The 21,696-nt window shown below is 53.1% G+C and carries 13 protein-coding genes; 4 read left to right on the top strand and 9 right to left on the bottom strand.

Annotated features, from left to right (window positions below; all coding sequences use genetic code 11):
* Positions 1 to 86 precede the first annotated feature (86 nt).
* The 7 genes from AC0YNX_RS22160 to AC0YNX_RS22130 all read right to left on the bottom strand — a co-directional run bounded on the left by AC0YNX_RS22160 (position 87) and on the right by AC0YNX_RS22130 (position 9,020).
* Positions 87 to 1,817 carry a type 2 periplasmic-binding domain-containing protein gene (locus AC0YNX_RS22160; protein ID WP_475817884.1) on the bottom strand — a complete coding sequence of 577 codons (1,731 nt, stop codon included), beginning with the start codon at positions 1,815 to 1,817 and terminating at the stop codon, positions 87 to 89.
* 91 nt (positions 1,818 to 1,908) lie between these two features.
* Positions 1,909 to 2,796, bottom strand: coding sequence for a carbohydrate ABC transporter permease (locus tag AC0YNX_RS22155; protein ID WP_475817883.1), 888 nt, complete (start codon positions 2,794 to 2,796; stop codon positions 1,909 to 1,911).
* A gap of 24 nt (positions 2,797 to 2,820) precedes the next feature.
* Complete coding sequence (locus tag AC0YNX_RS22150) at positions 2,821 to 3,795, bottom strand: ABC transporter permease (protein WP_475817882.1); 975 nt, start codon at positions 3,793 to 3,795, stop codon at positions 2,821 to 2,823.
* A gap of 852 nt (positions 3,796 to 4,647) precedes the next feature.
* Positions 4,648 to 5,226, bottom strand: a complete 579-nt coding sequence (locus AC0YNX_RS22145) for a GNAT family N-acetyltransferase (RefSeq protein WP_475817881.1) — start codon at positions 5,224 to 5,226, stop codon at positions 4,648 to 4,650.
* Positions 5,227 to 5,251: 25 nt separating this feature from the next.
* On the bottom strand, positions 5,252 to 5,611 hold the full coding sequence (locus tag AC0YNX_RS22140; protein ID WP_475817880.1) for a VOC family protein: 360 nt from the start codon (positions 5,609 to 5,611) through the stop codon (positions 5,252 to 5,254).
* A gap of 24 nt (positions 5,612 to 5,635) precedes the next feature.
* Complete coding sequence (locus AC0YNX_RS22135; RefSeq protein ID WP_475817879.1) at positions 5,636 to 6,649, bottom strand: dienelactone hydrolase family protein; 1,014 nt, start codon at positions 6,647 to 6,649, stop codon at positions 5,636 to 5,638.
* A gap of 172 nt (positions 6,650 to 6,821) precedes the next feature.
* On the bottom strand, positions 6,822 to 9,020 hold the full coding sequence (locus AC0YNX_RS22130) for a hypothetical protein (RefSeq protein ID WP_475817878.1): 2,199 nt from the start codon (positions 9,018 to 9,020) through the stop codon (positions 6,822 to 6,824).
* A 304-nt stretch (positions 9,021 to 9,324) separates the two neighbouring features.
* Between AC0YNX_RS22130 and AC0YNX_RS22125 the strand changes: the two genes are divergently transcribed.
* Positions 9,325 to 11,397, top strand: coding sequence for a GxGYxYP domain-containing protein (locus AC0YNX_RS22125; protein ID WP_475817877.1), 2,073 nt, complete (start codon positions 9,325 to 9,327; stop codon positions 11,395 to 11,397).
* A gap of 99 nt (positions 11,398 to 11,496) precedes the next feature.
* On the opposite strand, the gene AC0YNX_RS22120 is transcribed toward AC0YNX_RS22125, so the two are convergent.
* Entirely contained in the window at positions 11,497 to 13,602 is a 2,106-nt protein-coding gene (locus AC0YNX_RS22120; RefSeq protein WP_475817876.1) for a copper amine oxidase N-terminal domain-containing protein, read from the bottom strand.
* A gap of 520 nt (positions 13,603 to 14,122) precedes the next feature.
* Here AC0YNX_RS22120 and AC0YNX_RS22115 point away from each other — a divergent pair.
* Entirely contained in the window at positions 14,123 to 15,874 is a 1,752-nt protein-coding gene (locus tag AC0YNX_RS22115) for an ABC transporter ATP-binding protein (RefSeq protein WP_475817875.1), read from the top strand.
* A gap of 35 nt (positions 15,875 to 15,909) precedes the next feature.
* Positions 15,910 to 17,967, top strand: a complete 2,058-nt coding sequence (locus tag AC0YNX_RS22110) for an ABC transporter ATP-binding protein (protein ID WP_475817874.1) — start codon at positions 15,910 to 15,912, stop codon at positions 17,965 to 17,967.
* 680 nt (positions 17,968 to 18,647) lie between these two features.
* On the opposite strand, the gene AC0YNX_RS22105 is transcribed toward AC0YNX_RS22110, so the two are convergent.
* Positions 18,648 to 20,249: an ATP-binding protein gene (locus AC0YNX_RS22105; protein ID WP_475817873.1), complete on the bottom strand. Its 1,602-nt coding sequence runs from the start codon at positions 20,247 to 20,249 to the stop codon at positions 18,648 to 18,650.
* 543 nt (positions 20,250 to 20,792) lie between these two features.
* Here AC0YNX_RS22105 and AC0YNX_RS22100 point away from each other — a divergent pair.
* Entirely contained in the window at positions 20,793 to 21,695 is a 903-nt protein-coding gene (locus AC0YNX_RS22100; RefSeq protein ID WP_475817872.1) for a response regulator transcription factor, read from the top strand.
* The last annotated feature ends 1 nt before the right edge of the window (position 21,696 follow it).

Genomic DNA, 21,696 nt, shown 5'->3' with positions numbered 1-21,696 from the left:
GAAGAGATAGAGTATAGGCCAAGAAACGGGCATAAACAGCCGGCGGATAGTCCGCCGGCTGTTCACTGAACAGAAACGTCATTCTATTATTTCAGAAACTCTTTCAGCTTCGCTACATTATCTTCGTAGTGAGTCTGCTGGTACGCCTGAACTTTATCGAGACCAGCGTCAGCGCGCTTCTCGATGAACTCGTTAAACAACTTGTCGAAGTCCGCATCGGATTTGCTTAAGATCAGCTTCGGTAATGTTTTGCCCCAAGTTTGACCGATCTTCGTATTCGCAATGCCTTCCTCGGAGTTGCCCGTCGGGTCGATCTGGTCGAATTGGGAGAAGCTCGTCGTCTTGCCCTTCGTCCAATCTTCCATTTGCTTGGAAGGCTCAACGCTTGGCGGTGCCCACTGCAGGTTCATGTTCGTATCCATCAGCATCCAGAATGTGTATGATGCGCCGTATTTCTTATCGAACGCGGAGCGGTCCTTGTTCAGCAGCTCAAGCACTTCCGGCTTGAATGTCGCCTTGCCGTCCACTTCATCATACGTTTCACCTGGAATACCCATGTACAAGTCTTTGTTGCCTTCTTCACTGACGAGGTAGCTCAGGAACTTGATGGCTCTTGCTTTGTCCTTCACGTTCTTCGAGATCAGCGTTACCGTCCAGCCGGAGATGCCAGGGCCGGACAATGTTGGCGCATCTTGTGCTTCATTAGCAGGTCCGTCTACAGCGATGTACACCGAGTTCGGGTCCTTGGCGAACAAGGCATTCTGTTGAGCGGTAAAATCACTGCGTTGATACAGCATGGCGAAGTAACGGCCTTGCGCGATCTTCTCTTCCATCTGCGGACGTTTGTCGATGAAGATGTCCTTCGCAAGCAAGCCCATTTCATTCGCTTGGCGGAACGTCTTCAGCCAGCTGAGATATTCAGCATCCGTGCGGCGGTCGTACAGCTTGCCATCCTTCTCGTATGGCACGGCAAGGAAGTTCTGCAGGTAACCTTCCAGCGAGTAGTTGCCTGTTTCCGTGAATTCATGCAAGCCGAGCGGGATAAGCGGCTGTCCGTTTACTTCCGGGAACTTCTCTTTGGCCAGCTTCAGCGCGTTCAGGAAGCCTTCCTTCGTGCGCATGTCCGGCTTGCCGAGCGCTTCGTACATATCTTTGCGAACGACGAACGTTTGGTTCGACGTGTAATCACCGGAGAATTTCTCAAAATCCTTCGGCGACGACGATGCGTTCGGATAGCCGTAGAAGTTGCCGTCCGGCTGCGTGTACCACGATGTCTTCGCTCCGTCTGCTACTTTGAAGAAGTACGGATCGTACTGCTCCGCCAGCTTGTTCAGCGGCTCAACCATTCCGCCTTCGATCATTTTCTTCACGCCGTCCTCATACCAGCCAAGCGTAATGAAGTCTGGCAGAGAGCCGGAAGCGATCATCGTGTTCAGCTTCTCGTTCTCATTGCCTGCCGGCACGATGAAGTTGATGTTAACGCCGGTTTTCTTCGTAATGTATTGGGAAGTTGCATCTACGCCCCACTTATTCGGGAACCAGGAGAAGTTGAGGTACCAGTCGAACGTAATCGGCGATGTATCGGACTTCCAGCCCGGCTCGTCTGGGTTCGCTGCAGGCTTGTTGTCTGCTCCTGCATCGTTCGTTGCTGCTGCGTTTCCATCTGTGGATGTATTGGCGGCTTTGTTGCCGTTTGTTGAACTGTCGCCCGTATTCGCGGTGTTATTGCCGTTGTTGCTCGAGCATGCTGCCATGGTGAAGACTAAAGCAAGTACAGACATGAAAGCTACGACGCGATGAAGCTTACCTTTTCTCATGTGCTCTTCCCCTTTGCTTCGCTTATTATAAGGTCATCCCCGGTGTAAACGCTACCAGTTCAGACGAAAAACCAACTTTTGGAGCAGCTGCTTAGCCCTTAATTGAACCGATCATGAGTCCTTTGACAAAATACTTCTGAAGGAACGGATACACCAGCACGATCGGCAGTGTGGTCACAACCATCGTTGCGAGCTTGATCGACTGCGAGGTGACGCTCTTCGTAATGCCTCCTGGCATTGCCGCCATCATCAGGTTGGAGCTCGACTGGGCGATAACGCGGTACAGGAACGTCTGGATCGGCTGCAGATCCATGTTGTTAATGAAGATCATCCCTGTAAAATAATCATTCCACTGGTACACGCCATGGAACAGCGCAATCGTCGCAATAACCGGCATCGAGACCGGGATGATGACCCGCACGAAGATGCCAAAATCATTAGCTCCATCAATCTTCGCCGCTTCCACAAGTCCTGAAGGAATCTCGCGAAAGAATGCCAGGAAGATGATCAGATCGAAGAAATTAAACATCGCCGGAATGATGTAGACGAGGAAATTATCCAGCAGATGGAGATCGCGAATGAGCAGGTAGTACGGAATGAGGCCGCCGCTGAAGATCATCGTGACCGTTCCAATCAGCATGTACAGTTTGCGTCCGACGAGCTCATTTCTTGAGAGCGAATAGGCAACCATTGCGGTGAAGAAGACGTGCAGCGCGGTACCTACGATGGTCTTGGCGACCGTAATCCCCATCGCCGTCATAATGCCAGGGTTATTGAATACCGCCTGAAAGCTGTCGAGGCTGAACACTCGCGGCCACCAGTAAATGCCGCCGCGCATCGCATCCTGTCCTTCATTGAAGGCGTTGACGAGCACGTACCAGATCGGATAGAGCGTAATGAAGCAGACCGCCAGCATGCCGAGGACGTTGCCGGCATCGAAGATCGCTTCGCCGGGAGTTCTTCGTTTAAGTGTGAGCACCGTGAGTAGGACCTCCTTTTGCCGTTAAAATAACGATGTGTCGTTCAGCTTCTTCGACACTTGATTCGCCGTCAGCAGCAGGATGAGCGCGATTACCGATTTGATCAGCCCGACTGCGGCGGAGTAGGAATATCGGCTGCTCAGGATACCCGTCTGGTAGACGTAGATGTCGATGACATTGCTGGCGCTCTCATTGAGCGAGTTGCGCAGCACGAGAATTTGATCGAAGTTCGAGTTCAGAATGCCGCTCACCGCGAGGATGAACAGAATCGTAATGGTACCCTTGATACTCGGCAAGGTGACGAACCACATCTTCTGGAACCGGCCTGCACCGTCGATTGTGGCGGCTTCGTACATTTCCGGCGATACGCCTGCGATTGCCGCGAGGTAGATGATCGCTGACCAGCCGAGCTCTTTCCATATATCCGAGGTGATGACGATCGACCAGAAGTAGCTCGGTTCTGCGAGGTAGCTAATCGGCTCATCAATGAACCCGAGCGCCATGAGCACATGGTTGATAATGCCGACATCAGCGAGCCATGTTGTCAGGATGCCGCCGAGGATGACCCAGGACAGGAAGTGCGGCAGGTATGAGATCGTCTGGACCGCTTTTTTAAGGCGTAAGGAGCGCAGCTCATTGAGAAATAGAGCGAAAACAATCGGCAGCGGGAATGCGATGGCGAGCTTGATGACGCTCATGCCGACCGTGTTCCAGATGACCCCGGGCAGCTCGTCGTCGTCGAGAAATTCGCGGAAGTTATCGAGCCCAACCCAAGGCGCATCGTGCACCGAGTGGATAATATTGAAATTCTTGAAGGCGATAATAACGCTGTACATCGGGATGTAGTTGAAAATAACCATCCACACCACGCCGAGCAGCGCCATGATCTGCAGGTATTTCTGGCCAGCTAGCTTGCGGGCCAGCTTCAGCGCCTTGTCCTTCCGGCTAACCGGCAGCTGCTGCTTGGCAGACAGTTCATAACTCAAATAGGCACTCATGCTGGCAGACCTCCAAAAGCTTGATGATGAACATGCAATGATAGTGATAAACAAGGATAGTGGATAGGTAAGGATAGTGAGTAGGTAAGGATTATGGACTGGCAAGAATAATGAACAGGTAATGATGCAGCACTCAATGTAAGCACTTACAAACTTGCCGTGTGTTCATTGTACGCTGGCGAGAGACGGCAATATAAGGTCTCAAATTTTGCATCGTGGCACAAAATTTCGGGTGAGGGGACGATGGAAATGAAAAAGCTGCCCGAAATTCAGGGCAGCCGTGTAGGAGATTGCTGAGAGAACGTATATGTTCTCTCAGCTGAGTAATTGGTTAGTTTTGGCGCTGAGAGAACGCATGTGTGCTCTCGGGATCAGTAAGCACTTCGACGAAGGTGAGCACACGAAGTTTAGAGAGGTTTTCTCCTCTCTCGAACAGCTAATCGGCGGATTCGCCACAGTGAGAGAGGCTTTTGCCTCTCTCGAACACTAAATCGGCATGTTTTCCGCTGTGAGAGAGGCTTTTCACTCTCTCAACTACCGCCGTAGGCCGATTCGTGCGGTATGCGCGCGCCGAGAGAGGATTTCGCCTCTCTCGGACACCAAATCGGCATGTTTCCAGCAGTGAGAGAGGCTTTTCACTCTCTCAACTACCACTGCACGCCGATTCGCGTGGTACACGTGTACTGAGAGAGGATTTCGCCTCTCTTGGACACCAAATCGGCCTATTGATGCCATGAGAGAGGCTTTCCACTCTCTCAACTGCCAACGCGTGCCGACTTGTCCGTCAGGCGTTGGCTGAGAGGTACTTACCTCTCTCCCGGCACGGAACGTCAGGTCTTCACCGCTCGCAACCTACAGCGGGCTCATCAAACTCTCCAGCCGCTCCTTGACCGACGGCCATTCGCGGTCGAGGATGCTGAAGTAGACCGAGTCGCGGATGATGCCGTTCTGCAGGATCATGTGGTTGCGCAGCACGCCTTCCTTGACCGCGCCGAGCCGCTCTATTGCCCGCTGCGATCTGGTGTTGCGCAGATCGGTCTTCAGCTGGACGCGGATCGTGCCGAGCGTCTCGAAGCAGTGCCGCAGCAGCAAATATTTGCACTCCGTATTCACACTCGTGCGCCATACCGAAGGTGTTAGCCACGTCGAGCCGATCTCAAGACTGCGGTTGGCGACGGAGATATCGAACAGCCGCGTGCTGCCTAGCACCTCGCCAGATACGCGGTCCTTGATGACAAAACGTACATCGTTCTGCAAGCTGAGCGCTTTCTCCACGTATGCTTTTGCGTCATCCAATGTTGCCATCGTGCCCTGCGTAACTTCCCAAATTTCCGGGTAGCGCCCGGCTTCGTACAAGCCTTCAACATGTCCGGTCTCCATCGGCACAAGCTCGACCCGGCTGCCTGTCAATACAATAGGTTTCACGTCCATCTTATCCACGTATCCTCTCTAGATGCTATCTTGTCTGCGAAATATGCCAGCATACACCGGCTGGATCAGCGAGGTGAAGCTCACGTTTACCCCAGGGGTAATCCATCGGCTCCTTCACACGAATCGGGTACAGCCCCGACTTCTCAATGGCTTGAAGCTGCTGCCAACAGCCATCCAAATCCTCGATTTCTAGCTCCACCATCAAGTTGTGCTGCATCTCCTGGTTGTGGTAATTTTGCAGGAAAAACTCCTGCTCACCGCTTCGGAAGATGCTCAGTCCGCTGTCGGAATACCCCTTCTCGAAGCCCAGCTCTTCAAAGAAGCGCATCGCCAGCTCATAGTCCTCCCCCGACGGAATAAATGGTCTCAATTTGACTGCTTTCACCGCATTCGCCTCCCCGCATATATTTTAAGCCCAGACCCGCTTCAGCCATTCCAACGCCTGTTTGCCCGAAATTTCGTGTTCCCCTTCGAACAGGTCGAGCACAATTCGCTCCTCTACTCCGAGCAACCCATACACCGTCCGCAGCTTCTCGTACGCTTCGAGAACAGCATGCTCTGGGAAAATCGGATCGCGCGTTCCCGACTCCAGCAGCATCGGCTTCGGTGCGATCAATGCGAGCAAGTCCGGCATCTCCGCCACAAGCGACAGCCCCGGCACGAAATTATCGATACAGTGCGAAATCGAGAGAATGCTCGCCTGAAACGTATTGGCAAAGCCGCTTACGACAACTGCCGAGATACGGTCATCGACCGCAGCAGCGAAGGAAGCAACAAGCCCGCCGCCTGAGATGCCCATCGCGCCGATACGCTCAGCATCAACATCATCGCGCGAAAGCAAATAATCGACGCAGCGAAGCGTCTCATTGACCCGATAGCCCGCCATCGTCTGCCCCATCGCGAGCAGAAACGTCGACAGCCGGTGGCAGGAGCTATATTTGTCCGCATCCTCAGCGAGCTTGCGGTCACCGAAGCCAAGGAGCTCAGGAGCAAGCGTAAGGAAGCCCTTCTCTACAAGCTGTACGGCAAAATCCTTCTCATACCCCGGGTCGCCCGTCCGCGTCGTGCCATCCTCATTCAGCCCGACAATATCTTTGCTGCCATAACCATGGCCGTGCAGAGCAATAACCGCGCCGTCGCCGGCTTGATACGACTTCGGAATCAGAACATACACCGGCATGTAGAGCCCGTTGTACGTTTGAAGCTGAATCCGCTGCCGCGTATAGCTTCCGCAATCGACGGATTCCAGCAGCTCAGGCTTAAGCTCCGCCGCTTCCCTCGGAAAGCCTCCAAGCAACTCCACGAACCGGCTGCGCAGCCGCTCCCTCCATGCTTGCCATTCCTCCTGCGTCCCTGCTGTGAAACTTTCACTTGGCTGAACCTGATTATAGAACGACTCCAAATACTGGTCCGGATTCCACATCTATTGCTCCTCCTTGTCATTGGCACTTCGAGGCGACACGACTACATACTTACAACCAAGTTCGAGAAGGAACAGCCGAACTCCTCCCTGCCGCATGTCAAAAAAGCCGCCTCCTGACCAAACGGTCAGAAGACGGCTTTCCCTCAAGCAGCGAACCGGTAGCGGTCCCTGCTTACCATTCCAAGCTGACAGCTATTCCCTCTGGCGCGCCAGGGTAACGAAGCAGCACCGTGCTCGATGCAGTATCATAGATGCATTCCGCAGCCGCGCCGCCTGCAATCGCGCGAGCCGGCTCGCTTGCGACAGCAATTCGCGTGCTGATCGTCATATCCGATGGGGACTCGGATACGAAGGAGAAGCTCGCTTCATCCAGCTGTTCGTCACGAGTCTTCGATGAGCTTACAATGATTTGCGCTAAGCTGCTCCCTGCTGCTAAGCTGCCAAGATCATACAGCAAGCTGTCGTCGCCCGGCGCAAGCTCTACTGTCGTAAGAACCGGCAGATCAGCTTCGAACAGATCGATGAACGAACCTTGCAGCACCACGTTCCCACGCACGCCTTCCGAAGCCGAAGCCCCTAACTCGACCTCATCGAGCACATGCGTAATGAGATAAGGACCGCGCTTGATTTGAAGCGCCTGCTTTTCCTTGTAGTCGCTCTCCTCGCCGCGAATCGCAAGCCCTCGGCGCACTTGATCCTGCACGATCTTCGCGCCTTCGGCAGAACGGGACAGCTCCGTCGGATGCTGGCGCAGGAACAGCACAGCACCGTCGCCTACCGCATGCTCGCCCTCCGCCGGATTCCGTCCGAGGCCGAGCGATTCGAACAGATGCTCTTCCGGCCGCTCGTACGTCCGGCGCGCACCGCTGCGGTTCCACCACTCGTTCACCGTATGGAACGGATCCGAGCCGTCTCCAATGTAGATGAGCACGCCGCCCTCACGCACCCATTGCCCGATCGACTGATGGATGCCTGGATGCTCCGGCTTCATGAACTCATAGCTGAGCAGCAGAACGCGGTAACCATCCAGATAGCCCGGGAAGGTGAGAATATTATCGAGCTGCACCGTGCGAAGCGGAATGCCGCTCTTCACCAGCGGCAGCGCAATGCCATAGAACGCCGAGAAGTCGAGCAGTTCCTGCTGCGGCGGCGAGAGCAGATCGGAGGTCGTCGTGCCGTCGTATTTGTACTCGGCCGTATCCTCCTCCCCTTCCGGAATTACATCGCCACGCTGGTACATTGCGGAGTTCGCGAAGCAAAGTCCGATGCCGGACGTATAGCCGTCGCCCGTATGCTCCTCTTCATGATTGTGCATATCCCGCAGCACTTCCATCACCGTCAGGAGCGTAGTCGCATAATGGTTTGGAATCGTCTCTTTGTCTACGGCCTGCCTCGGGTATTCCAACGAGAATACGCGCCAAGGCCAAGGACAAACCTCGTACTGCTTCACTTCCGGATGAAGCAAGGAAGCGACGACGGTCGACTTGTAGTTCTTGCGGTAATCGCTCCATGTGTAGCGCGGATTGTCCTCGATTGGATCGTGCAAATACCACATTTCCCGCCCTGTGCCGCGAGTAAGCTCTTGCATGTTGCCATATTCCAGGTAAGCGGTCTCAAAAGTCCGCTCGCGGCGCACGCCTTGATAGACATTCGGGGTCCGCGCTGTGCCGGTCCAAATCTGCGCAATGAAGCCGTCGCATGCCGGCATTGAGACAAGCAGCGCCTCCGGGCTAATAATCCGCCACTGCGTATAGTTGATCAGACTGTGCGTCGGCACATAGAAACGAACGGTGCGTCCGTAGGTCACGAGCGCATATTCCTTCATCTGGCTGCACAGCCGATCCAGCGCCCGATAGTACATCTGCGCCTTCAGCTTCGATGCGCGGTATTGCGCGTCAGGGGACGAATGCGGCGCAACCCACTCTTCGCCGTAGAAATTCAGCCACTCGCGCTTGAATGCGTCCGAATAGCCTGCGGCGGCCCAGAACTCCGGCTCTTCCATATGGATCGCTTCTACGCCGGCATCAATCGCTTTCTTGATGAACGTCGCCAAATATTCGGCAAAAGAAATCGTCGGCACCATATAAGGCACATCCTTGCCATGGAGCAGATGATTGCCCGCACGGTCCTTCTGCGCTTCATCCCAATGGTCACGCCCGTCATAACGACCGAACAGGTAATCCTGATACTCTCCCCATGAAACACCGGTCATGAGATGGATCGTATAACCTGCTTTCTTCCAGCCTTCAATGCGGCCCGGCAAATCTTTGGAAATGCCGTACACCATGACAAAATCTGTCCGCAAATCATACTTCGGCCCATATGGACGCGACTCCTGAAAGCCGGTCCATTCGTTCCTCGCCTTCTTCAATTGCCTCATTCCTCCCTGGATCAAACGTCTTTGCAGCTTCATTTTCGCACATCTAGTTAGTATATATTTAATATATATTAAATGAAGTAAAAATAATAGACCCACCACAATATAATAACAATACTATCGAACTAGCTGTAAAAAAGTGCTGTAATATCCTGATAACCTTTGTCGAAAGCATTGAATATTTTATATACATTATATTAAATATACATTGTAGTTCAAAAGCTCAGCCGCTAAGGAGGTGGACGAACGAGGCAAGAGCAATGGAGCTAACAAATTCCGCTAAGATGAGGTGTGCAACTTGATCCGAAGAATCGCTTCAATTAGTCTTGCATTGCTATGTACTGTATCCTTATCGCTCGGCGCATCAGCCGCTGCCAGCAATCCTGAAGGGCAGACGGCAAGCGAGAAGCCGTCCGCTTCCTCCATCTCGTGGCCGAAGCAGCAAGAATTGCCTACCTTCGCCAAGGTGAAGCAGCTGGAAGTCGCTGATGTGTATGACGCGCCTGGAGATATTAAATTGCTGCTGGCTACGCTGCAGGGGATCGTGAACCGCACGGAGCCACGGATTTATTTGATCGAGAATAAAGAAGAAGGCAAGTTCACTTGGCTGAACGATCTCGACGTCCCTTACAAGGTGCGCGACAATTACTGGGACATCGTCAAGAAATTCGCCAAGGAAGCCAAAGGCATCATCGTCTATGATCCGAAAGTATCTGATTCCGTCAATGTCGCAACAACACTAGCAGGTCTGAAAGGCGCTGTCGTTGCAAGCCCTGATTTAGTGGCGAAGCTAACGGCCGCTCCTTACAATCTGAAAGTGCTGGAAGACCTTCAAGGCAAATTCAAGGATCGTATGGACGCCTATACATGGGCGTATGAGAACCTGTGGAACCAGACGTCGCACCGCATGCTGGTCGGTCTCAGCCCAGACACTTCCGTTAGGCTGCCTGCTACGCTTCCGCCGTCGTTCAAGACGATTGCGCAAGATACGACGCAGGAGCGTGACGGGAAGAATCGCAAAGTGTACGATCTCGACTTGACGAGCTTCCTCGGCAACTCCGATGTGTACCTGCGCTTCGACGATGCCTTCACGCAAGACGGCTGGGGTACGGCTGTGCATGAAGTGACGGTTCAGGCTGACGGCCAAACGATCGCGCACTTCATCCCGGGTACAGAGGACGAAGCACCTTTCCTCTATGATCCGCAAAGCTCGCAGCTCTCTTCCGGCAACGGCGGTCATCGCTTCGCGGACAACGGGCGGTATTTTGTGTACAAGTTCACGCCTCCTGCCGGCACGAAGCAGCTCACCGCGTCGGTAGATATGTGGAACCAGTACAAAGTAACTGCAGGCAGCGAACAGCCGCCATCCTCGCAGCAGCGTGAGCCGTATGGCTACCTCCGCGATTATGCGGTCGCGAACAAAGCCATGGTCGTCTGGCTGGACTCGAACGTTCCTGAGCAGAAAGAGTTGTTCGAGCGCTTCTTGTCTGGTGTAGAACCAGGCTCGCCTTACCTCGGCTGGTTCAGCAACGATGTGGATGGCGAATTCAGCGGCACCGAAGTGACGTCGAATCATAGCGTCTATGTGCTCGCGGCCGACTGGTTCAGCAATATGACCGTTTTCTCCGGCGCGAAAGCCGTAGCGGGCAATGCGAAGCCAGCAGCAACACCGAAACTTGCGAACAAAATCTATGTTTCCTACACGTTCAGTGAAGGCGACAACCTGCAATACAACCAGCACCGGATGCGTATTCTGTGGGATGATCCGAACCGCGGCAAAGTGCCAATCAACTGGACATCGAGCCCACTTCTCGTTGACGCTGCTCCTGTGATGCTGGACTACTTCAAGCGTACAGCAACCGCGAACGATCAAATTATTGCGGGTCCTTCCGGCGCAGGCTACTTCTACCCGGATGCATGGCCGGAGAGCACTTTCTCCACGTTCATGAAGCAATCTTACTCGTACTTGAAGAAGACTGGCATGACGATTCCTTACGTCCTGAACCGCGTAGATGGTCAGAACGTGCCGCTTAGCGAATCGAAAGCGAACTCCTACGTGAACGATCTGCACGTACAAGGTCTGTTCCAAAGCTGGGAGGGCAACTACGGCGTTAAGATCCAGCAGGGCAAACTGCCGGTATCGACGATCCAAGGCATCAGCACCGCGCAAGACGGCAAGAGCATCCTAGCAGCTGCAAAAGCGAATTGGGACGGCAAGTCGCCGCTCTTCGTCTCCCTCGGCCTGTTGGCATGGAGCATGACGCCTACGGATGTCGTCGAGATGAGCAAAGAGCTTGGTTCCGATTACCAAGTGGTACGCGCTGACCAGTACTTCTCCCTCATTCGCGAGGCGAACGGTCTGTCGCACTAACCTAAGCTTGCTTGCTTGTTTGCTTGCTTGAACCGCAAAGAGGCTGGAAGCCATCATCCTGAGATGATGGCCTCCAGCCTCTTTAAGTTAAGCCATATCCTACTGGCGGATCTGCGGCAGCTGCGTGAACACCATCGCAATCGGCAGATAAGCGCCCGAAGCGACGGTGAACACGATATCGACCGCTTCTTCCGTATCGCCAGTCCGATACAGGACGGTAGCTTGTGTATTATTTCGTAGTGACGATACCGTTACGAGCTGACCATTAACCAAGAACGCGCCCGTATACAATCCGCCGCGCGGATTGAGCGAGATCAGCGTATGAGGCGCGACGTGCGCCATATGCATGTGGTACAACACCCCATAATTGCCTTCGTTATACTCGAGATTCCCCGATGTCTCGTCAATTCCGTCCAGGAACGGGTCAATGACTTTATCTCCAACCTTAACCACTTCCGGCACATTGCCGAGCGTGTCTGTGATTTCAATGTAACGATCTGCATTGTAGAAAGTACCTCTAACATGCCCGTCTCGCGGCATAACTGCCAGATTCGGCAGCTCTGCGATCGGGTCCTTGCCCACTGCCGTGACGACAACGGTATACTGCAGCTCCTTGTCGGAGAAGACGTCAGCATATGAGCTGAAGGACTCGTTAGGCTTGAGCGGCACCTTCGCGATTTCAGGCAGAATCTCAACCGTCTGACCTGGCGCAACCGACGTCCAAACCGGCTCCGGATTGCTCGAGAGCGAGCTCAGGTAACGAGATGTGGACAGCTTGCCGGCAAGCTCAGGCGAGGCTGTCGGTCCACCCATGCCGATTGCGGATTTGTTCACTCGTGCCGTTGAATTGCCCATATTCGTTGCAAGCAGATGAACCGTGACGGAATATCCGATTTTGTTCACGTTATGGAACATGAATCGCACCTTGCCAGTCATCTGAGCATGATACGCAATGCCTTCCTGCAGAAGGACCTCTGGGCTATTGCTCCGTACCATCTGGGCAGGCTCCGATTGGATCGTATATTTGTTCGTTGCATACTTCAGCACGTCTGAGCCGTTGATTGTATAGATATCGCCCGGCGCCGTGAATAACCGCTGATATTCATCCTTCGTGTAGAGCACGTCATTCGTAATCGTGACCATCTTCGTAACCTGCGATTTCAAGCCGCTCTTATCTTCGACTTCAAGCGTAACAGCCTTATCGCCCGGTTCGAAAAAGGCTTTATCATTGCCAGTGAAGGTACTGCGAACAATCGCATTCTCATCGTCGGTGCTGATATCGGTGTAAGTGATATTTTCGCCAATGCGGTATTGCGTCTTATCTGTTGTGAAGTCTGCAACCGGCGGCAAGTTCGGCGCCTTGACCGTTACGGTAACGCTGTACGGATCACTCCAAACACCGTTGCTGTCCTCAACCTGTCTTGTGACGATATAAGTGCCAGCCGAAGGGAAGATGTCCATCCGGTTCTCCCAGCGCTCGTCTACAAAAGGCTGTCCCGTCGCATTAGTCCCATGATCCACATAAGTAACTACCGTTTGACCGGCATAGATTTCAGTTGGCTGTACTTCGAACTCCGCTGTCGGCTTCGGCGGAATGACGATGGACGACCATTTCAGCGTGATCTGCTTGCCAACGACTGCAATTGTGCTGTCGGACATCTCGCCCCAGGAGCGAAGCGGGACCATCAAGTATCCCTTCGATATGAAGGTTGCACCTGCCAGCTTCGTCTGAACACCGTCTCTCGTCGCCACATCGCTGCCGATCTTGAACACAAGCGTATGCTGAGTGCCTGTCGCGATGGACTCCTTCGTCTTCGCATTGTACGAGATTTTGTAGCCATAGCGGGCTGCGATCGAACTAAACGGAAGGAACGTTCTTCCGTTCAGGCTAGTGACCGGCTGAGCCGACTGATACGTGCTGCCGTTATGCAGCATGTTCGTGCTTCCGATCGTCAAATCCAGTCTGTCCGTCTGCACGGGTGGTGGACTCATGCAAGGGTCCGAGGGATTGCCTGGATCAGGCGTTGTTGTGCCTGGGTCTATTGATGCGTTCGGATCTGTTGTTGTGCCAGGGTCTGTTGTCGTACAAGGGGCTTGCGTAGGGTCCGTGCTGATGGTACCCGCTGCATAAGTATCCTTAGGTACTGTGGTAGCGATTGGCAGTATTAAGAATGATAAGATCAACAACCATTTTAACGATTTCATGCTTCGTCTCCTCTGCTCGCTTAACTTCGTTCGAATGCGTATTGTTGCATACGTATTTGTATAATTACAACAGGTACAGTTCATTTGACGCATCATATACCGGATTAGTTGCAAAAAACTGGGAAGTGCCATATTTTAGACACATTTTCGTGTTTCACCGTTGACAATGTTTAGGGGCAAATGATACAGTGGCTCATATATTCGATGAACGGAAAGGAGGGTTACGTCATGATGAACCGACGCACAGCACATTTGATTGTTTTTACTCGCAATGCAAATTTCACGGTGAACGTAACCCTCGCGCAAACGAGCGTTAACTAGGCGGAATTCTCGCTCGGTAACGGAAGTAGGTGCATGGTTGCGGCAACGTAATCGTGCGCCTTTTTTATTGCATCCGGCTTAGCTGCGGCAGCTCTCACGCTGACACGCAGCCGGCATGCAGGATGAGGCGTATCGCTTACGGCGGTAGGCCTCTTTTTTATTTTCTGTTCGATCCAAGCTGGAAAGGTTGTTGATCTACGTGTTTGACGTATTAAAGAAATTAAGCTGGTTTTTCAAAATGCATTGGAAGCGGTACACGCTTGCGCTCGTGCTGCTTACGATCTGCGGTATCTTCGAGGTTATACCTCCGAGACTGATCGGCTACGCGATCGATAGCATCGGCCAAGGCACGATGACGCGTATGAAGCTGACGGAGCTGCTGCTCTTATGGGGCGGCCTCACTGTCATTGTTTATCTCATCACTTATGTCTGGTGGTCGCAGCTGTTCGGTTCCTCCTTCATTCTGGAACGTAAACTCCGCTCGCGCCTCATGCGGCATCTGCTGAAGATGACGCCTACCTTCTATGAACGCAATCGTACCGGCGACTTGATGGCCCGGGCGACGAACGATATTGGCGCCGTATCGAATACGGCAGGCTTCGGCATACTGACGATGGTCGATTCTACCATCTGGATGGCGACCATTCTCGTTATGATGGCAGGCTTCATCAGCTGGAAGCTCACGCTTGCAGCGATGCTGCCACTGCCGATCCTCGCGCTGGTGATGCAGCATTTTGGCAAGAAGATTCATGAACGGTTCACGATTCAGCAGGACGCATTCGGCAAGCTGAACGATCAGGTACTGGAATCCGTCTCGGGCGTTCGGGTCATCCGTGCGTTCGTGCAGGAAGATGCGGACCGCAAACGGTTCAGCGATATGACCGATGAGGTGTTCCGCAAGAACATCGAGGTCACCAAGATCGACGCGCTCTTCGAGCCTTCGCTCAAAATATTGGTTGGCATCAGCTATTTGATCGGTCTCTGCTTCGGCGGCTGGCTCGTGTTCCGGGGAGAAATTTCCCTTGGCGATATGGTCTCGTTCAATATGTTCCTCGGTATGCTCATCTGGCCGATGTTCGCTATCGGCGAGCTCATCAATATTATGCAGCGGGGTAACGCCTCGCTCGACCGGATCAATGAGACGCTTGGCGTTAAGCCGAACGTCGTTGATAAGGAGTCGCCAGTGAAGATGCAGGTGCCGGATTCCATTGAGTCCGAAGGGCTCACCTTCCGTTATCCGTCCTCTTCGATCGACAATCTGGTCGATATTAACGTGAAGCTGAAGCGCGGCCAAACGCTCGGCATCGTCGGCAGAACAGGCAGCGGCAAGACGACCTTGCTGCGCCAACTGCTTCGCGAATACCCGATGGGCCAAGGCAGCTTGAAGGCTAGCGGCGTTCCGATTACGGACATCGAGCTCGATCAGATCCGCAGCTGGGTCGGCTATGTGCCGCAGCAGCCGATCTTGTTCAGCAAGACGATCCGCGAGAATATTGCTTATGGCGTGGCAGGCGGTCCAATGGATGATGAGCTGCTGAACAAAGCACTGGAGCTGGCTGCTTTCCGCAAAGACGTGACGTTCCTGCCAGAAGGTCTGGAAACGCTCGTTGGCGAGAAAGGCGTTGCTCTCTCCGGCGGACAGAAGCAGCGGGTCAGCATCGCAAGAGCGGTCATCGCGAACCCGGAAATTCTTATGCTGGATGATGCTCTCTCGGCAGTCGATGCCAAGACAGAGACAGAGATTCTGGAAGGGCTGCGCAATGAACGGGCGGGCAAGACGACGCTCATTACGACGCACCGTCTCTCTGCCGTGCAGCATGCGGATTGGATTATCGTGCTTGACGAAGGACGAATCGCGGAAGAAGGCACGCATGAGCAGCTTCTTCTGAATAATGGCTGGTACAAAGAACAGTATGATCGGCAGCAGCTCGCTTCCTTGGTGGAAGAATAATGCGCAGAAGCGTCTAGGCTGGCTGAAGACTTGATATGAGAGATAAGGAAACGAAGGTGACACCTACAATGGGCAATAACGGAAAACGATTATTTCAATATGCATGGCATTACAAACGGCCGATCCTGCTGGCGCTTCTGCTGCTTGCACTCGCGATCTCCGCGGAACTGGTCGGACCTTTTCTCGCCAAGCGAATGATTGATACGAACATAATGGGCATCGAGAAGCCATGGTACGAGAGCAAGCAGAACGGGCGCTACGATGTCGAGTACAACGGAAGCTATTATAAGCGCGCCGATCACTGGAAAGATGGCGAAGTGAAAGGCCGCGAGGTGCGTGTGCTGCAGACGGGGCTTACGTATTATTTTGTAGATGCAGCTGATGTGGCTGATAAAGGTAAGCGCACGTTCGCGGGCGACAAGTTAACGATTACAGCTCAGGATGGCAGCACGCATCAATATCCTGCCGCTCTGCTGAGCCGAGATGAGACGTATCACTTCTATCAGCCTGAGCTGAGAAGCATGATTACGCTGGCAGCGGGCTATGTCGGGATGCTGCTTATCGGAGCGGGGCTTGCTTACGGGCAGAAGTACCTGCTTCAAGTATCGGCGAACCGCATTGTACGCAAGATGCGCAATGACGTATTCCGGCATATTCAAGAACTGCCGGTTCAGTACTTCGATAATCTGCCGGCAGGCAAAGTCGTCGCGAGGGTAACGAATGACACCGAGGCGATCCGCGAGCTGTATGTATCGGTGCTGGCGAACTTCTTCTCCGGCATCATCTATATGACCGCGATTATTGGCGCTCTGTTCCTGCTCGACGTGCGGCTTGCTCTAATTGCCTTGCCGCTGCTGCCGATTCTATACTTCTGGATCGTAATCTACCGCAAGTATGCGGGCAGCTTCAACCATGTCATTCGCTCGCGACTGAGCGACATTAACGGCATGATTAACGAATCCATTCAAGGCATGCCGATCATCCAAGTGTTCCGAAAGCAGAAAGAAACGATGGCGGAATTCGATGTGATGAACGACGAGTACTTCAAGTATCAGAACAAGTTGCTTCGCCTGAACTCCGTGACGAGTCACAATTTGCTGAACGTGTTCCGGAATGTGATCTTTCTCTCGGTTATCTGGTTGTTTGCTGGCGGCTGGTTCGGTACGGCTGTATCCGTCGGCGTCCTCTACGCTTTCATTGATTACATGAACCGGATGATGCAGCCGATCGTCGGGATGGTGAATCAGCTGTCGAACCTCGAGGTAGCGCGGGTATCGGCAGAGCGCGTATTCGCGTTGTTGGATGAGCCTGGAGTGCCGGTTTCTGAACAGCGGATGGCGCGATATAAGGGGAATGTTTCATTCGAGGATGTCACGTTCGGCTACAAGGAAGGCGAAGATGTGCTGAAGCATATCAGCTTCAGCGCGAAGCAAGGCGAGACGGTTGCACTGGTCGGCCATACGGGTTCAGGCAAAAGCTCGATTCTGAACCTGCTCTTCCGCTTCTACGATATCGACCGTGGGACAATTACGGTTGACGGCACTAATGTGCGCGACATGACGAAGCAGCAGCTGCGCCAGCATATGGGCATAGTGCTGCAGGAGCCGTTCCTCTTCACCGGCACAATCGCTTCGAATATTAGCCTGGATGACCCAGCGATTACGCGGGAGAAGATCGAGCAGGCGCTTCGCGACGTTGGCGCGTACGACATGTTCATGCAACTGCCTCACGGGCTTGATGAGCCTGTGATCGAGAAAGGAAGCACGCTGTCCGCCGGACAGCGGCAGCTCATCTCCTTCGCGCGTGCGCTCGCTTTCGATCCGGCGATTCTGATCCTCGACGAAGCGACCGCGAGCATCGACACAGAGACCGAAGCGATTATCCAGCAGGCGCTCGATGTGCTGAAGCGCGGACGGACGACGTTCGTCATCGCTCACCGGCTGTCGACCATTCGCGCGGCAGATCAAATTCTCGTGCTCGATCGCGGCCGCATCGTTGAGCGCGGCAACCACGACGAGCTGATGGTACATGGCGGCAAGTACTTCGCCATGTACCAGCTGCAGCAGGGCGCCGCGGTTGGCGTCGGCGCATAGGCGGCATATGTAAAAGGGAGAGCCCCGTTTTGTTGGGGCTCTCCCTTTTACATGTTTGAGTACGTCGGGGGAGCTTGGCCCCCGACGAGAGCGAGAGAACGTATATGTGCTCTCAGCGCAGGATTCCGGGTAACTGCTGCTCGCGAGAGAACGTATGTGTTCTCTCAGCTGCTCGAGCGCTCGTTTTTCGCGCTGAGAGAACCTATTTGTGCTCTCAGCTCCGAAATCGCAGGATTTCGGGCACTTGCTGCTCGCGAGAGAACGTATACGTTCTCTCAGCTGCTCGAATGCTCGTTTTTCGCGCTGAGAGAGCGTATTTGTGCTCTCAGCTCTGAAATCACCGTTGGTGCCCTAGTTTGCTCGGCGAGAGAGGCTTTTCCCGCTCTCGCGTGATCATTCGAGGCTCATCTGGTGTTGAAAGAGGGTTTTTCCGCTCTCAGCGACGCTTTCCGGTGTTTTCGAGCCAGTTTGCTCGGCGAGAGAGGCTTTTCCCTCTCTTGTCTGATCATTCGGGGCTAATCTGATGGTGAGAGAGGGTTTTTCCGCTCTCAGCGACGCCTTCCGGTGTTTTCGACCGCCGCCGCTCTTACGTGATCACTCGGGGCTTGCAGCGAGGCTTTCCGGTGTTTTCGACACTCTCACATCTGTGCTCACACCATTCACGCACACGCTTCCCACCGCTACTCCGCTACCGACTTAGACACTAACGGTAGCTCGATCAGGAACACCGTCCCCCTCGCACTCGTCTCCTTCACATCCATGCGTCCGCCATGATCCTGGACAATTTTGTGGGAGATCGATAGGCCGAGACCTGTGCCGTGCCCTTTTGTAGTGTAGAAAGGTTCGAATAGTTTCTCCCTCGTCGCTTCAGACATCCCGGTTCCCGTATCTAACAATTCAATGCACGCATGCTTATCCTGCTCGTACACCCTGACGCCGATATGCCCGAGATCCTCCATCGCATCAATGGAGTTTTTGAACAAATTAACGAGCACCTGCACGATTTTGTCCTTATCCACTTTGACATACAAGGGAGTCCCCGGGTGCTCTACGCTGAGGCGATGCCCTCTCCGCTCAACTTCCGTACCCATGATGGAGATGGCGCGGTCGATGCAGGACTGGATGGATTCCGCCTTCATTTGGGACAGATTCGGCTTGGAGAACTGCAAGAACTCCGAGGTGAGCTCGCTCACGCGCGTGATCTCGTCCATAATCATCGGATGGTATCTGTTGAAATCTTTGTAGTCGTTCTGATTGGCCAGTTGCAGGAAGCCTTTGATCGTCGTTAGCGGGTTGCGAATCTCATGGGCCATGCCCGCCGCAAGCTCGCCGATGACTTTCAATTTATCTGCGCGGAAGAAGTGTTCATCTCGCTTCATCCAAATTTCTTTCTTCAGGAGGAACAACTGCTTCTCCACATTCTCTACCGTTTCTTCCGTCGTGCACCCGTTTGAGAAGGCATAAGCGTAAATAATGTCCATTTCGGGCATCTGTTCAATAATCCCGGCGACAGCCTGTTTGATATAATCCTCCGCTGCAGCAGTATCCGAATCCGTATGATCCATCGCAATTGCAAACTCGCTTCCGCCATAACGTGCCACAATAGCCGGGCTAAAGTGGCGCTCTAACTGAACGGCAATATCTTTCAAGCTGTTGTTCGCTTGCTCGTAACCATGCTTGAAATTGATCATGCGCAAATCCTGGCAGCTCATAATGATTAAACCGTACTCGCTGCTCTCCTTCATCTTGCTTAGCTCTCTGCGGAATTCGTGATAATTGAGCAGCCCGGTGAGCACGTCTTTCTTCAAGAGCTCGTCGTTTAATTGCTCAAGGCTCTTCTTCTCGATTTCTTTGCTCTTAATGATCCATACCAACGTGACAAATACGAGCGAGCTAGCAAGGTCGGAGAGCGTAACAAGTACAGAGTAACCATTCGTTACCGAGTAGGAGAAGCGTACAGCGCTGTAAAGCGACATAATGAGAATCGCATGAAGGAGTGCCCGAATCAGATTTTCGCTGCGTGTAATCTGTCTGATCAGCAATATCAAATACATCGTCAAGGACCAGTTCAGCTGGCTGAGCCAGTGAAAGAGGACAAGTAAAGCGATTTGGATATAGATCTGCTTGTTGTTTGTTTGCTTGGCATTGATCGACATGTACACAGCGATGCCCACTGCAACCATCAGATAGGGATGGCTTGTCCGATCGAGATAGATGGAGGAAAAGGAAATAATGACGAGCAAGATCGGAAGCAATATTCGAAAAAGAATGGTGTTGGCCATGACAATGTCACCTTTACCTTTGAAATGTTAACGTGAGACGAAAAAAGACAGCCGGTGGTTAGAGATGGCTGCCTGATCTGAGATGTATTATTGTGAGTCCTAGTCGTATAGTAGGGCGTTGTTCTTCCATCTTATCACATTTTTAGTTAGCAAATATAGTTAATAAAGAGAGAGTCAATAATGGCTCTCCCCGGTCGGCGAGCTAGCTGGGCTAACGAATCTTAGGAACGCTATTTGGTCGAAATAAGCAGCTAAAAATTTCTAACGAACTCCAGCAGCGTTATTCGATCCGTTTGGCATTGGATTGGGTTTGAAATGCTGGAATAGCGTGACGTGGATTCGTTAGACGATATACGAAGCTATTTTGGGGCGAATAGCGCTGATTGAGTTCGTTAGCGCAGGGCAATCACCTAGCAGCGCGAATTCTGCTCTCAGTTGAAGTCTGTTAGCCCCGACAAATCCCCAGCAATTCACTAAACATTATTTTGCACGTTCCGTCTATACTGGAAAGACAACATGATTTTACTAGAATTGAGGTGTGCTATGAGTAGTACAACCACACGTACCTCTCCCCACTCTCCTCTCATCTCGCTGCTATACAACGAGGAGAACGGGCTGTACCACAGCGACTTGCTCATGTCGTTCATTCAATGGAAGCTTGCCGACATGCCGCGCATCCGGACCAAATTCTCCGTCGTGGCGATTGAAATAGCACAAACAAGCGAGCTCCCTGCCCTGCTACATACGAGCAAGCTGATCGCAAAGCATTTGCGCAATACGGATTACCTGTTTGCTACCGAGCAGCCGCTCCGCTTCATCGCCGTGCTGATGCATACCGGTTTTCTCGAAGCAGAGTATCTATTCCAGCGAATCTACACGGACTTCCAGACGACGTCTACGGTGCAGCTTACGGCTGGCATGACGGAGGTTGTCTATTCGACGACCACCTATGAGGATATTCTCGCAGCGACTTCGAAGGCGCTGACTTTGGCGCGGGACAAAGGCGATTACCAGCTGGAAGCTGTGTCTGTCGCCGCCGAGCCTGATGTGAGTACAATAAAAGTCTCGATTATTGAGGACTCGCCGATTGCGCAGAGCATCCTCACGAACATGCTGGAGAATCTTACGATGCCGCATATGGAGTTCCAAATCCGCAGCTTCCATGACGGCGCCAGCTTCGCGGACTCGGACTGGCATCATTCCGGGCATACGCATCTGATCTTCCTCAGCGACATCCTGCCGCAGCGCGACGGCATTGAGGTGCTTCGCGACTTGCGCAGCATGCCCAATGCCAGCAAGTATATTGTCATTATGCTCGGAAGCCGCAACACGGAGCATATGACAATCTACAGCATGGAGCACGGCGCAGACTACTATATTGCGAAGCCATTCAGCATCAAGCTTCTTGAGGCCAAGGTGAAGCGGCTTCTGGAAAGGCTGAAGTAAT

The organism is Paenibacillus sp. J31R98, from assembly GCF_056269245.1.
Note: the sequence above shows the minus strand (reverse complement) of the source record. Positions and strands in the feature narration are given on the sequence as shown.